The sequence below is a fragment of the Micromonospora sp. A202 genome (assembly GCF_006715105.1).
Lineage (GTDB): Bacteria > Actinomycetota > Actinomycetes > Mycobacteriales > Micromonosporaceae > Micromonospora > Micromonospora zamorensis.
Map to the genome: position 1 here is coordinate 1,984,339 of NZ_VFMP01000001.1, position 13,159 is coordinate 1,997,497.

The window sequence follows — 13,159 nt, forward strand, 5'->3', positions numbered from 1 at the left end:
TGTTGATAGCCGTAGGCTATGTAGATGCAGCTCCATCAGCTTCGGTACTTCGTCGCGGTGGCCGAAGTACGACATTTCACCCAAGCCGCCGATCTCGTAGGCATCACTCAGCCTTCTCTCAGTAAGCAAATTCACGCTCTGGAGACCGACCTCGGAGCGCCGTTGTTCGAGCGGGTACGGGGCAACATCGCCCTCACCGCCGCCGGTGAGGTGCTGCTGCCGTTGGCCACCCGGATCCTCGCCGACGTGGACACCGCCACCCGCGAGGTGCAGGAGCTGGTGGGGTTGCGCCGCGGTCGGGTCCGGCTCGGCGCCACCCCGAGCCTGGCCACCTCGCTCGCCCCACCGGTGCTGCGCCGGTTTCGCGACGCGCATCCCACAGTCGACCTCAAGGTCGAGGAGGGTGGCTCCCAGGATCTGGTGCGCGACCTGCTCCGCGGCGACCTCGACCTGGCCCTCATCATCATGCCGGCCCAGGGCGCCGACCCCGGGCTGCGAGTCGATCCGATCCTGCGCGAGAGCCTGGTGGTGGCCTCGGTGGGGGAGGTGCCGACCGCGTCGCTGACCGGGGAGCTGCGGATCACCGACCTGCGGGACCAGCCGATGGTCATGTTCCGGGAGGGCTACGACCTGCGGGACGCGACCATCCAGGCCTGTCGGGAGGCAGGCTTCGAACCGACCTTCGCGGTGGACGGCGGCGAGATGGACGCCGTCCTCAGCTTCGTCGAGGCGGGGCTGGGCATCGCGCTGGTGCCGGGCATCGTGCTCGCCCGTCGCCCCGGCGTGCGGATCACGCCCCTCGCTCCGCCCGGGGTGCGGCGGACCATCGCGGTGGCCCGCCGCCGCGACATCGTGCCCACCCACGCGGGTCGGGAACTCCGGCGGATCCTGCTCGACTACATCCAGGCGGCGATCGACCGGGGTGAGCTGCCGCCCGGCGTGGACCCGCTCTGACTGCGAGTGGTGGCACCTACCGACGCGGCGGCACCGACGGCAGGGCGTCGCCGCTTGGTGGCGCCCGGCTCCCGTTGCTGACCGTCGAGTGTGGATTGATCATGATCTGGAACATAGGCTAACGTGCCTGCCGTGAATCGTTTTAGGCTTACCTGCACCGTCGTGGTCTCGGCCGCGCTATTGGCCCTCGCTGGGTGTGGCGAGGGGGACAGCACGGCCGCGTCCGCGCCGTCCGCGTCCGCGCCGTCCGCGTCCGCGCCTGACACCTCGACGGCCCCTTCCGCCGCCGCGCCGTCCTCCTCGACGGGCGCCACCGGCGGGGCGAGCGACAAGGAGCTCTGCCAGAACGCCAAGTCCGCGGGAGACGAGATGAAGGGCGCCTTCCTCACTGCCATGCAGAGTGGCAAGGAGCCCGAGCCGGCCGTCTTCCAGGAGATCATGAAGGGCCTGGAGCAGAAGATGGTCGCGGCTGCCACTGCCGGGGGTGACAGCAAGGTGGCCGGCCTGATGCGGGACTTCGCCGCGGAGGCCGGAAAGGTGGCGGTAGCCGCCGACCCCGGCACCGCCGCCGCGAACCCCACCTTCGAGAAGGTTGGCGAGGACCTGAGCGCCGCCTGCAAGGCGGCTGGGGTCAAGGCCACTTTCTGACCGGCACCGCCTGACCACCTTCCCGCCGCTGCCCCCGCGACCAGATCCCGGTTCGCGGGGGCAGCACCGCATCCTGGGAAGCGCCCGGCCTGGAGCGACGCTGGGCAGCGCCGACGGGCCCCGCCGGCGGCCGCATCCGTCGCCGCGGGTGCACACCCCACCTGTCCTACCGACCCTCGGCCTCGTCCATCGCCCGGTAGATCCGTTGCTCCGAGACGGGGTACGGGGTGCCCAGCGCCTGGGCGAAGACGTTCACCCGCAACTCCTCGATCATCCAGCGGATCTGCCGGACGGCGGTCTCCTGCCGGCGGGCCGGCGGAAGGGCGGCGAGCAGGTCCGCGTACTCCTTCTGCACCGCCGCGATCCGGTCCTGCTGCTGGCGGTCCCGCTGCGGGTTGCCACCGAGGCGGTCCAGCCGACGTTCGATGGCGGTGAGGTAGCGCAGCAGGTCGGGCAGGCGCGCGTACCCGGTCTCGGTGATGAACCCGGCGTGCACCAGCCCGGCAAGCTGGCCGCGGATGTCGGCCAACGCGGCCACCACGGCGAGGTTGCGGGTGGCGCCGAGGCGTTGCTCCACGGCGTACGCGGCGGCGAGGACCTTGCGTACCCGGTCCATCACCTCGACCACGGTGTCGACCAGGTCGGCGCGGACCTTCTCGCGCAGGGCCGCGAACCCGTCGGCGTCCCACGCCGGCCCGCCCGCCGCGCCGATCAGCCGGTCGATGGCCGCGCCGGCCGCGTCCTCGATCAGCTCCTGCACGCCGCCGTGCGGGTTGCGGCTCAGCGCCAGCTTCGCCTCGTTGTTCAGCCGCCCCTGCAGGAACCGCGCCGGGGACGGCACGGTGAGCCGCAGCAGCCGGCGGGTGCCAGCCCAGTGCGACGCCTCCGCCTCAGCGGGGGAGTCGAACACCTTCACCCCGACCGTGGCGCCCTCGTCGACCAGCGCCGGGTACGCGGTGACCGCGTAGCCGGCGCGGACCTGCTCGATGCTGCGGGGCAGCGTGCCGATGCTCCACTCGCGCAGCCCCGTCCGGGCCACCTCCGGCGCGGCGGCCGCCACCACCTGGCGTACCTCCTGGCGCAGTTGACGTTGCAGGGCCGGCAGGTCCTTGCCCTCGGCGACCGGCTTCTCGTCGGCGTCGAGCACCCGGAAGGTGACCCGCAGGTGGGCGGGAAGCTTGCCCGGCTCCCAGGCGTCGCGGGGGACGGTGACGCCGGTCATCCGGCGCAGCTGGCGGGTGAGCGCGTCCAGCAACGGCTCCTCGCCCGGGGTGATGGCAGCGAGGGCGGCGCGGGCGTAGTCCGGCACCGGGACGAAGTTGCGGCGTACCGCCTTGGGCAGCGTACGGATCAGCGCGATCACCGTCTCCTCGCGCAGCCCCGGCACCTGCCAGTCGAAGCTCTCCGCCGGCACCTGGTTGAGCAGCGGCAGCGGGATGTCGACGGTGACGCCGTCGGTCGGCGTGCCCGGCTCGAAGCGGTACGTCAGCGGCAGCGTCACCCCCTGGGTCTGCCACTCGTCCGGGTAGTCGTCCTCGTCCACCCCCGGCCGCCCGTCGTTGATCAGCAAGTCGCGGGTGAAGGTGAGCAGGTCGGGTTGCTCCCGGCGGGTCTTCTTCCACCAGCTGTCGAAGTGCCGCCCGGAGGACACGTCGGCCGGGATCCGCTGGTCGTAGAAGCCGAAGATGGTCTCATCGTCGACCAGGATGTCCCGACGACGGGCCCGGCTCTCCAGCTCCTCGATCTCGGCGAGCAGCCGCTTGTTGTCCGCCCAGAACTGGTGGTGGGTCTGCCAGTCGCCCTCGACGAGGGCGTGTCGGATGAACAGCTCCCGGCTCAGCGTCGGGTCGATCCGCCCGAAGTTGACCTTGCGGGAGCTGACCAGTGGGACGCCGTACAGGGTGACCTTCTCGTAGGCCATCACCGCGGCCTGCTTCTTCTCCCAGTGCGGCTCGCTGTAGCTGCGCTTAACCAGGTGCTGCGCCAGCGGCTCGACCCACTCCGGCTCGACCCGGCCGGCGATGCGCCCCCACAGCCGGGACGTCTCCACCAGTTCGGCGGCCATCACCCAGCGCGGCGGCTTCTTGAACAGCGCCGAGCCGGGGAAGAGCGCGAACTTCGCCCCCCGCGCACCCAGGTACTCGTGCTTCTGGGCGTCCTTGAGCCCGATGTGCGACAGCAGGCCGGGCAGCAGCGACTGGTGGACCTTCGGGGTGTCGATCTCCTCCGGCAGGTCCGCGCCGCCACGGCGGCCCTCACCCCGGCCGGCGTCCGCGCCGTCGGCGCTGTCGCTCGCCGGCCGCCCGCCGCGCCGGTCGCCCTCGGACGGGGTACGCAGCACCTGACGCAGTTGGCTGACGATGTCCTGCCATTCGCGGATCCGCAGGTAGTTCAGGTATTCCGCCTTGCACATCCGGCGGAACGCGCTGGAGGACAGCTCCCGCTGCTGCTCGCGCAGGTAGCGCCACAGGTTGAGGTAGGCGACGAAGTCGGACTCCTTGTCGGCGAACCGGGCGTGCGCCTGGTCGGCCTGGGCCTGCTTCTCCGCGGGCCGCTCGCGCGGGTCTTGGATGGAGAGCGCGGCGGCGATCACCAACACCTCGGTGGCGCAGCCGTTGCGTTCGCCCTCGACCACCATCCGGGCCAGGCGCGGGTCGACCGGCAACTGGGCCAGGCGCCGGCCCAGCGCGGTGAGCCGCTTCGCCGGGTCCGCCTCGGTCGGGTCCAACGCGCCCAGCTCGTGCAGCAGGTTGACGCCGTCGGTGATGTTGCGCTTGTCCGGTGGGTCGATGAACGGGAACGCGGCGAGGTCGCCGAGCCCGATCGCCGTCATCTGGAGGATGACCGACGCCAGGTTGGTGCGCAGGATCTCCGGGTCGGTGAACTCGGGACGAGATCCGAAGTCCTGTTCGTCGTAGAGGCGGATGCAGATGCCGTCCGAGGTGCGGCCGCAGCGGCCCTTGCGCTGGTTGGCCGACGCCTGGGAGACCGGCTCGATCGGCAGTCGCTGCACCTTCAGACGACTGGAGTAGCGGGAGATGCGGGCGGTGCCCGGGTCCACCACGTACTTGATGCCGGGCACGGTCAGCGAGGTCTCCGCGACGTTGGTGGCGAGCACCACCCGGCGTGAACTGTGCGCGGCGAAGACGCGGTGCTGCTCGGCGGAGGAGAGCCGGGCGTACAGCGGCAGGATCTCGGTGCCGAGCAGCGAGCGCTTCTTCTGCACCAGCTTGCCCAGCGCGTCGGCGGTGTCCCGGATCTCCCGCTCACCGCTGAGGAAGACCAGGATGTCACCGGGGCCCTCGGCGGCCAGCTCCTCGACTGCGTCGCCGATCGCCTGGATCTGGTCGCGGACGTTCTCCTCGTCGCCGTCGCCGTCCTCCTCGCCCTCGGCGAGTTCGACGAGTGGCCGGTAGCGCACCTCCACCGGATAGGTGCGCCCGGAGACCTCGACCACCGGCGCGGGCACGCCCTCCGGCTCGTCGGCCGTTGGTGGCCCGGCGAAGTGCCGGGCGAACCGGTCGGTCTCAATGGTCGCCGAGGTAATGATCACCTTGAGGTCGGGTCGGCGGGGCAGCAGCTCCCGCAGGTACCCGAGGATGAAGTCGATGTTGAGGCTGCGCTCGTGCGCCTCGTCGATGATCAACGTGTCGTACTGGCGCAGCATCCGGTCGGTCTGCAACTCGGCCAGCAGGATGCCGTCGGTCATCAGCTTGACCAGGCTGCGCTCGCTGACCTGGTCGGTGAAGCGCACCTTGTAGCCGACCACGTCACCCAGCTCGGTGCCCAGCTCGTCGGCGATCCGGTCGGCCACCGTGCGGGCGGCCAACCGTCGGGGCTGGGTGTGCCCGATCAGGCCGTGCACCCCGCGCCCCAGCTCCAGGCAGATCTTGGGGATCTGGGTGGTCTTGCCGGAGCCGGTCTCGCCCGCCACGATCACCACCTGGTGATCCCGGATGGCGGCGGCGATGTCGTCCTTACGCTCGCTGACCGGCAACCCCGCCGGGTACGTGATCACGGGCACCGCCGCTCGGCGGTTGGCGAGCCGTTGCTCGGCCCGGACCAGGTCGGCCGTGATCTCGGCCAGCGCCGCCTCCCGGCGCTGCGGGTCGCGCAGCTTTCGGGCACCGTCCAGCCGCCGCTGGAGCCGGCGCTGGTCGCGGAACATCAGAGGGGTCAGGCGGCGGTGCAGCTCGCGAACCGGGTCGGTCGCGACGGAGGCGGTTGGATTCTGCATGTCGTGCCCAAGGATAGGCAGCCCGGCGGCGTACCGCCCCTGGGTTACCGCGCGGCCGGTCCGTCGACGTCCCTGGACGGCACCTAGAGTGGGCGCTCGACGTCGAGCGCTGGGGGCCGAGATGGAGCTGCGGGACACCGACCGTGCGTTGGTGCAGGCCGCCACCGCGGTCGCCAAGCTGCGCTGCCGCAGCCAGCACCACACCGTCGCGTCGGCCGCCCGGACCGCCGACGGGCGGGTCTTCACGGGCGTGAACGTCCACCACGCCACCGGCGGGTCCTGCGCCGAACTCGTGGTGATCGGCACGGCCGCCACGCAGGGTGTGACCGAGCTGGAGACGATCGTCACGGTCGCCGACCGGGGCCGCGACGTCAACGAGCCGTGCGGCGACTGCCGGCAGGTGCTGGCCGACTACTTTCCGGCGCTGCGCGTGATCACCGGAGAGCTGGACGCCCTGCGGGTGGTCGAGATCGGTTCGTTGCCCGGCTGAGTCAGTCGCCCGCCGCCGCCTCCAGCATCGACCGGGGGATCGGCACGCCCTCGAACCGCACGTTGCCTTCCGGCACCATCCAGCTCATCACCCGCACGTCCAGCCGTCCGGCCCGCACGGCCGGGTCGTTGGCGTAGAGGTCACGCGCCTCCTCCGGGGTGATGGAGAGCACGACGAAGCCCCGCAGCTGGTCGTCGTCGGTGTCCAGGAAGGGCCCGGTCGCGAGCACCAGCCCCTGCTCCACGAGCCCCGCCTGGTGGGCCAGGTGCGCCTCCTGCAACCGGTCGATCGCGTCCTGCGGCAGCTCCGGCGGGTGGGACGGTCGGGCCAGGAGGACGACCGTGTGCTGGTCGAATCGCATGAGCCCACCCTAGGTGCGCGGCCCCCGTCGCGCGGGCGTCTGCCCTGCTCAGCGGGTCGCGGATCGATAAGCGCCAGTTAGGCGGCCCTCACCTGAGCGGCTAACGTAAGGCGAACCTAAGCGTGAACGTGCAGGAGACTCGTGACCACCCTCGTCACCCGGCCGACCCAGGCCCCCAGCCGGTCCGGCACCCGCACCGGCCGCCGGGTGGCCGTCACCGTCGGGTCTGCGCTGGTGCTGCTGCTCGCCGTACTGGCCAGCTTCGCGCTCGGCAGCCGGCAACTCGGCATCGACCAGGTCTGGCACGCTCTCGTCGCACCGGATGGCGGCGACGCCAGCACGATCGTCCGTGAGCTGCGGATGCCCCGCACCGCGCTCGGCCTCACCGTCGGGCTCGCCCTCGCGGTGGCTGGCGTGTTGTTCCAGGCGCTCACCCGCAACCCCCTCGCCGAGCCCCGCATCCTCGGCATCAGCGCCGGCGCGTCGTTCGGCGTGGTGCTCGCCATCTCCGTCTTCGGCATCAGCACGCTCGCCGGGTACGTCTGGTTCGGCATCGCCGGGGCACTCATCGCCGGGCTGCTGGTCTTCGCCATCGCCACCCGGGCCCGCGAGGGCGCCAGCCCGGTCACCCTCGCGCTGGTCGGCGCGGCCCTCGACGCCAGCCTGGCCTCCGGGGTGTACGCGCTGCTCAGCATCGACGCCCGCACCTTCGAGGAGTACCGGTTCTGGGTGGTCGGCGGCCTGGCCGGCCGGGACCTCTCGGTCGCCGGGCAGGTGCTGCCCTTCGTCCTCGCCGGGCTGGTGCTTGCCACCCTGGTCGCCCGAGGTCTGGACGCGCTGGCCCTCGGCGACGACGTGGCCCGGGGCCTCGGCCACCGCATCGGCCTGGTCCGCCTCGGCGGTGGGCTCGCCGCCGTGCTGCTGACCGGTGCGGCGGTGGCCGCAGCCGGACCGGTCGCCTTCGTCGGGTTGGCCGTGCCGCACCTGGCCCGCGCCCTGGTCGGCGCGGACCACCGCTGGACCCTCGCCGTCTCCGCCCTGCTCGGGCCCGCGCTGCTGCTCGGTGCCGACATCGTCGGCCGGGTCGTCGCCCCACCGGGCGAGATACCGGCCGGGATCGTCACCGCGCTGATCGGAGCGCCGCTGCTGGCCGTTCTGGTCCGCCGCGCCCGGGTGGTGACCGCGTGACCACCACCCAGCGCCCCTCGGGTCCGCCCGCCCGGGCCGGCCTGTCACCCACCGCGTCACCCGGGGGTGGCTCTGCCCGACTGCCCGGTCGGTCGCTGCTGCGGATCGGCCCGGTCAGCCTGGTCATCCGCCGCCGGGCGGTGCTGGTGGCCGCCGTGCTGACCGTGCTGCTCCTGCTGGCCGTCGTGCTCAGCCTCTCGCTGGGCACCCCGTACGTCGCCCCGGCCGACGTGCTGCGCGCCCTCTCCGGCGCCGGCACCCCGTACGACCTCGTCGTCTTTGATCTTCGGTTGCCGCGGGTCGTGCTGGCGGCGACGGCCGGCGCCGCCTTCGGCATCGCCGGCACCCTGATCCAGAGCGTGGCCCGCAACCCGCTCGCCAGCCCGGACGTCATCGGCATCACCCAGGGCGCCGGTCTCGCCGCGACGGTGGCCCTGACCAGCGGCACGGCCGCGGTGCTGGTGGCACCCACCGCGCTGGTGGGCGGGCTGCTCGCGGCGGTGCTGCTGTTCGCCCTCGGCGCCCGGCACGGGCTGGCCGCGCAGCGGTTCGTGCTCGCCGGTGTGGCGGTCGCCTTCGGCTTCCGGGCGCTGACCGAGGTGGTCATGCTCACCGCCGACCCGATCGACGGCCTCCGCGCGCAGATCTGGCTGATCGGCACCCTGGCCGGCAAGGGCTGGACCGAGGCGGCCTGGATCGCCGGCACCCTGCTGGTGCTGCTGCCGGTGCTGGCCTGGGCCGGCTGGGCGCTGAACAGCACCGCCCTGGACGACGACACCGCCCGCGGCGTCGGGCTTCGCCCGGTGGCCCGCCGGATCGGCCTGGCCGGCACCGGCGTCCTCGTCGCCGCGATGGTCACCGCCCAGGTCGGCGCCGTCGACTTCGTCGCGCTGGTCGCACCCCAGGTGGCCCGTCGACTGGTACGCGCCGAACGGCCACCGCTGGTCTGCGCCGCGCTCCTCGGCGCGCTGCTGCTGGTGCTGGCCGACCTGGCCGGCCGACGCCTGCTCGCACCCACCCAACTGCCCGCCGGTGTGCTGACCGCCGCCATCGGCGGCCCGTACCTGATCTTCCTGCTGCTGCGCGGACGGCGGCGGTCGTCGTGACGCCTCAAGGAGTCGTGTGATGCTCTCCACCCGCGACCTGGTCGCCGGCTACGACGAGCGGACCGTGCTCGACGGGCTCGACCTGGACCTGCCCACCGACGCGTTCACCGTGATCGTCGGCCCGAACGCGTGCGGCAAGTCCACCCTGCTGCGCACCATGGCCCGGCTGCTCACCCCGCGCCGGGGCACGGTGCTGCTGGACGGCACCGCGATCCGCGAGCTGCCGACCCGGGAGGTGGCCCGTCGCCTCGGCGTCCTGCCGCAGAGCCCGCTGGTGCCCGAGGGCGTCACAGTGGCTGATTTGGTCGGGCGCGGCCGGCAGCCCTACCAGCGTTGGTGGCGGCAGTGGTCGCCTGAGGACGGCGCGGCCGTCGACCAGGCGATGACCCTGGCCGACGTGACCGACCTGGCCGACCGGCCGGTGGACAGCCTCTCCGGCGGTCAGCGGCAGCGGGTGTGGATCGCCATGACGCTCGCCCAGGACACCGACGCCCTGCTGCTGGACGAGCCGACCACCTTCCTCGACCTGGCCCACCAGGTGGAGGTGCTGGACCTCCTGCACCGGCTACGCGTCGAGCGGGGCCGCACCGTGGTCGCCGTGCTGCACGACCTGAACCAGGCCGCCCGCTACGCCGACCACCTGGTCGCGATGCGTGCCGGTGCCGTGGTGGCCGCCGGGCCGCCCCGGGAGATCCTCACCGCCGACCTGGTCCGTGACGTCTTCGGGCTGGCCTGCGTGGTCGTGCCCTGCCCGGTGACCGGCGCGCCGCTGGTGGTGCCCGCGTACACCGGCGGCAACTCCGCCGCGTCCGCTGGCGGTGCCGTCGCGTCCGCTGGTGCGGGAGACCCTGATTCGTCGACGGCGTCCGTACCGGACGCCCGACCCACCACCGGCAACGCGGCCACCCCGCTCGCCGGTTCGCACCCTTCGAAAGGACTCTGATGCGTCGTCTCGTCGCCGCTCTCGCCGCGGCCGTCGCCCTCGGCGTCGGCGTCGGCCTCACCGCATGCGGTGAGAGCGACCCGGTCGCCGGCTCCACCACCGGGGAGACCCGGGAGATCACCCACGTCATGGGCACCACCAAGGTCCCGGCCGAGCCCAAGCGCGTCGTCGTGCTCGACACCGACAAGATCGACACCGCGCTCTCGCTGGGCGTCACGCCCGTCGGCGCCGCCACGGCCGGCGAAGCCAAGAGCTGGCCGACCTACTTCGGCGCGGACAAGCTCGCCGGCATCAAGGAGGTCGGGGTGCTCACCGAGCCCGACCTGGAGGCCATCAACGCCCTGAAGCCGGACCTCATCCTCGGCAGCAAGTTCCGCCAGGAGAAGTTCTACGACGAGCTGGCCGCCATCGCGCCGACCGTGTTCACCGACAAGGTGGGCATCACCTGGAAGGAGAACTTCCTCCTGGACGGCAAGGCGCTCGGCCGCGAGCAGCAGGCGAAGGACCTGCTCGGCGCGTACGAGAAGCGGGCCAAGGACTTCGGTGCGACCCTCGGCGACGCCGCCTACCGCAAGGTGTCGATCGTGCGGTTCCTGCCCGGCAACATCCGGGTGTACGGCCCGGACTCGTTCTCCGGCATCGTCATCGGCGACACCGGTCTGGGCCGCCCCGAGCGGCAGTTGCTCGCCAACAAGGAGGACAAGCGCTTCGACCTGGTCAGCCCCGAGCGGGTCAACGAGGTCGACGGTGACGTCATCTTCGTGACCGCGTACGGCGACAAGGCCGCCGCCGAGCAGACCAAGGTCGCGGACGGGACCCTCTGGAAGGGCCTCAACGCCGTCAAGGCCGGCAAGGCGTACCCCGTCTCCGACGAGGTCTGGATGACGGGCATCGGCGTCGGTGCCGCCAACAAGATCCTCGACGACCTGACCAAGTACCTCCCCGCCGCCTGACAACCCCTCAGCGCCCGCGCACCGCAGGCCCGCGCTCCGCGCGTCGCAAGCCCCGCGCGTCGCAAGCCCGCGCTCCGCGCGCGCCCACCCCAAGATCCGCGCAACTTCGGGGAAAGTGCTGCCTCACGAGCTGGTGAGACAGCAAGATCCCTGAAACTGCGCGGATCTTGGCGTGTGTGGGGGTCGGTGTGGGGGTGGGGTGCGGGTGTTCGTGTGGTGTGGGGGCCGGGGGGTCAGCGGGAGCGGGACCGGAGGGCTTGACGGAGTTCGGCGAGGAAGCCGTCGAAGTCCTCGCGGAACCGTTTCGCGGTGACGTGCAGGACGATCCAGTCCTCGCCGAGCAGGCGGTTGAGGCGGCGTCGGTCCCGGTGGAACTGCTCGGGATCGTCGTGCCACAAGCCGTCGTACTCGACGGCGACCTTGAGATGTGGCCACGCAAGATCGAGGCGGGCCACGAACCTGCCGTCTCGCTCGACGACGAACTGGGTCACGGGTGCCTGCACCCCGGCGAGCACGATCCGCACCCGCAGCCGTGACTCCGGGGCTGATTCGGCGCCGGCGTCGGCCAGCTCAGCTACCCGCATCATCCGTCTCTGGCCTCGGTTGCCGGCTCTCGACCGGGAGCCTGCGCGAAGCTCAGGGATCACCACCAGCCGTTGGCTGGCGAGGCGGTCCACGATGGCGACAGCCTCCTCGGTCGGCAGCCACTGGGCCAGGTCCCAACATGTGCGAGTCGGCGTGGTCAGCGGAATGCCCTGACGTATCGCGACGTCGGTCGCGGCGATCTCGCTGGCGTGCACGACGAGCCCCGAAACGGGACCGAACCGCTGAGCGGCGGGCACGAGCACGTCGAGGGGCTCGTGGTCGGCAACCGGTGCCGCGCCGTAGAGCGCCGCCGCACTGCGACCAGCGATCACCACACCCGGTGGCAGCACCCAGCGCACCGCGGCGGCGCAACGAGTGCGATGGGTGACCTCCAGTCGGGCATCCGCGTAGACGTCCCGGAACAGAGGGCGCCATGCCCTGCTGCGCAGCTCCGTTCGGGTGAGCAGGCCTTGGGCAACGACACGGGAGCCGCGAAAGACGCGCCCCTGGAGGCTCGCCGGCCGTCGTGGGGAAACAGGCATGACGACACCTTGACCGGCAGAGGTGTGCGCCTGCAGCCCCTGTGGATAACCCCCGGGCTGGTCCTGAACACCAAGATCCGCGCAACTTCGCTGTTCTTGCTGCCTCCTCACGACGTGAGACAGCAGCATCCCCGAAGTTGCGCGGATCTTGGGCGGATAGAGCGCGGCGGGCGGGTTGGAGGTTTGGTGTGGTGGGGGTGTGGTGGGGGTGGGGGTTTAGGCGGCGGTGGACCAGATGGCGCGGAACGCGGCGGCTTCGCCGGACAGCCAGCGCTCGATCTGGTCGGGCTTGGCGTCGCCGGGCATGCGGTGGGCCTGGCCGCGACGGATGTCGACCAGGATCGGCTCTGCGTGGGGGAGAACCGCGTCCATGTGTCGGGCCATCAGGTGCAGGGTGGCGAGCACCGATTCCTCACTCGGTGGGGCCTCGTCGAAGTGCAGCCGGACCGCTTCGGCGCGGCCGTCGGCGTGGCGTACGCCGAAATGGGGGTTGATCTTGACCGGTAGGTCACCCAGCATCGCCAGGGCATCACGGGTCTGGGCGAGGTCGACGGCTGCCGGATCGCCGAGGGAGTGCAGCCAGGCCGTGGCGCCGGGGACGAGCGCCTGGTAGAGCGGGCGCCAGCGTGGCTTGACCACGTCGACCACGCCGGTCAGGTGCGTGCCCCCGGTGTGGAAGGCGATGTCGGCCTTGAGCGCCTTGACGAACTGGCCGTGCGGGTTGAAGCCGGACCTGCTGGCGCGCTGCTTGCGCAGCCCGCCCACGAAGGTCGCCTTGGTGGGGCCGGTGCGGTCGACGTAGCGGGTGAAACCGAGCAGTGTGGCGTAGGGGGTGAGGGGCGTGGAGGCGGGCACTGTCACGAGCGTCCTCCCAGGTCAGGAACTCGATTAGTACATACATTCTAATCGACGGGTCTGACATCGCCCAGCGAATCCGGGGTCCGGTTGTCCGGTCCACTTGAACCTGGCACCGTCCACGGTTGTTGGCACCAGTGATGGCGCCGTCCGGATTGTGTTGGCACTGGTCTCCGGTCTCCGACATCTGGCGTCTGTCTCGCTGTAGCTGGTGACGGCCAGGGCGGTGTCAAACCTCGAAGGTGGGTGCTCGGTTCACCGAAGTTGGCTTGGAAACTGGTAGCGTGCGCGGCTTCC

At 71.8% G+C, this 13,159-nt stretch carries 11 protein-coding genes; 7 read left to right on the plus strand and 4 right to left on the minus strand.

The window, feature by feature from the left end; all coding sequences use genetic code 11:
• The first annotated feature begins 24 nt into the window (after nucleotides 1-24).
• On the plus strand, nucleotides 25-954 hold the full coding sequence (locus tag FBZ33_RS09095; protein ID WP_099852012.1) for a LysR family transcriptional regulator: 930 nt from the start codon (nucleotides 25-27) through the stop codon (nucleotides 952-954).
• A gap of 132 nt (nucleotides 955-1,086) precedes the next feature.
• Nucleotides 1,087-1,602: a hypothetical protein gene (locus tag FBZ33_RS32675; RefSeq protein WP_185755257.1), complete on the plus strand. Its 516-nt coding sequence runs from the start codon at nucleotides 1,087-1,089 to the stop codon at nucleotides 1,600-1,602.
• A 166-nt stretch (nucleotides 1,603-1,768) separates the two neighbouring features.
• Here FBZ33_RS32675 and hrpA read toward each other — a convergent pair whose 3' ends face one another.
• Entirely contained in the window at nucleotides 1,769-5,839 is a 4,071-nt protein-coding gene (gene hrpA / locus FBZ33_RS09105) for an ATP-dependent RNA helicase HrpA (RefSeq protein ID WP_141908707.1), read from the minus strand.
• 121 nt (nucleotides 5,840-5,960) lie between these two features.
• Here hrpA and FBZ33_RS09110 point away from each other — a divergent pair, with 121 nt between their 5' ends.
• Nucleotides 5,961-6,329: a cytidine deaminase gene (locus tag FBZ33_RS09110; RefSeq protein WP_141908708.1), complete on the plus strand. Its 369-nt coding sequence runs from the start codon at nucleotides 5,961-5,963 to the stop codon at nucleotides 6,327-6,329.
• 1 nt (nucleotide 6,330) lies between these two features.
• Here the strand turns inward: FBZ33_RS09110 and FBZ33_RS09115 are convergent, their stop codons facing one another.
• A complete protein-coding gene (locus tag FBZ33_RS09115; RefSeq protein ID WP_141908709.1) occupies nucleotides 6,331-6,690 on the minus strand; it encodes a YciI family protein in 360 nt (119 codons plus the stop codon).
• 141 nt (nucleotides 6,691-6,831) lie between these two features.
• On the opposite strand from FBZ33_RS09115, the gene FBZ33_RS09120 reads away from it, so the two are divergent.
• From FBZ33_RS09120 to FBZ33_RS09135, 4 genes are read left to right on the plus strand one after another with little or no spacing between them, the layout of a single operon-like run.
• Nucleotides 6,832-7,878, plus strand: coding sequence for an iron ABC transporter permease (locus FBZ33_RS09120; RefSeq protein WP_141908710.1), 1,047 nt, complete (start codon nucleotides 6,832-6,834; stop codon nucleotides 7,876-7,878).
• Nucleotides 7,875-8,984 carry an iron chelate uptake ABC transporter family permease subunit gene (locus tag FBZ33_RS09125; RefSeq protein WP_255508776.1) on the plus strand — a complete coding sequence of 370 codons (1,110 nt, stop codon included), beginning with the start codon at nucleotides 7,875-7,877 and terminating at the stop codon, nucleotides 8,982-8,984. The genes FBZ33_RS09120 and FBZ33_RS09125 overlap by 4 nt, the downstream gene beginning before the upstream one ends.
• Before the next feature lie 19 nt (nucleotides 8,985-9,003).
• On the plus strand, nucleotides 9,004-9,927 hold the full coding sequence (locus tag FBZ33_RS09130; protein ID WP_141908711.1) for an ABC transporter ATP-binding protein: 924 nt from the start codon (nucleotides 9,004-9,006) through the stop codon (nucleotides 9,925-9,927).
• Nucleotides 9,927-10,880 (plus strand): ABC transporter substrate-binding protein, encoded by a 954-nt coding sequence (locus FBZ33_RS09135; protein ID WP_141908712.1) that lies wholly within the window; start codon nucleotides 9,927-9,929, stop codon nucleotides 10,878-10,880. The genes FBZ33_RS09130 and FBZ33_RS09135 overlap by 1 nt, the downstream gene beginning before the upstream one ends.
• A 233-nt stretch (nucleotides 10,881-11,113) precedes the next feature.
• Here the strand turns inward: FBZ33_RS09135 and FBZ33_RS09140 are convergent, their stop codons facing one another.
• Both FBZ33_RS09140 and FBZ33_RS09145 read right to left on the minus strand, forming a co-directional pair.
• On the minus strand, nucleotides 11,114-12,007 hold the full coding sequence (locus FBZ33_RS09140) for a hypothetical protein (protein ID WP_141908713.1): 894 nt from the start codon (nucleotides 12,005-12,007) through the stop codon (nucleotides 11,114-11,116).
• Between the two features lie 216 nt (nucleotides 12,008-12,223).
• On the minus strand, nucleotides 12,224-12,868 hold the full coding sequence (locus FBZ33_RS09145) for a hypothetical protein (protein ID WP_141908714.1): 645 nt from the start codon (nucleotides 12,866-12,868) through the stop codon (nucleotides 12,224-12,226).
• Nucleotides 12,869-13,159: the final 291 nt, after the last annotated feature.

What these genes read in the sequence shown, in the direction of transcription:
- FBZ33_RS09115 (WP_141908709.1), bottom strand. Translation starts at nt 6,690, where the DNA reads ATGCGATTCGACCAGCACACGGTCGTCCTCCTGGCCCGACCGTCCCAC.
- FBZ33_RS09110 (WP_141908708.1), top strand. Translation starts at nt 5,961, where the DNA reads ATGGAGCTGCGGGACACCGACCGTGCGTTGGTGCAGGCCGCCACCGCG.
- FBZ33_RS09095 (WP_099852012.1), top strand. Translation starts at nt 25, where the DNA reads ATGCAGCTCCATCAGCTTCGGTACTTCGTCGCGGTGGCCGAAGTACGA.
- FBZ33_RS09130 (WP_141908711.1), top strand. Translation starts at nt 9,004, where the DNA reads ATGCTCTCCACCCGCGACCTGGTCGCCGGCTACGACGAGCGGACCGTG.
- hrpA (WP_141908707.1), bottom strand. Translation starts at nt 5,839, where the DNA reads ATGCAGAATCCAACCGCCTCCGTCGCGACCGACCCGGTTCGCGAGCTG.
- FBZ33_RS09135 (WP_141908712.1), top strand. Translation starts at nt 9,927, where the DNA reads ATGCGTCGTCTCGTCGCCGCTCTCGCCGCGGCCGTCGCCCTCGGCGTC.
- FBZ33_RS09140 (WP_141908713.1), bottom strand. Translation starts at nt 12,007, where the DNA reads ATGCCTGTTTCCCCACGACGGCCGGCGAGCCTCCAGGGGCGCGTCTTT.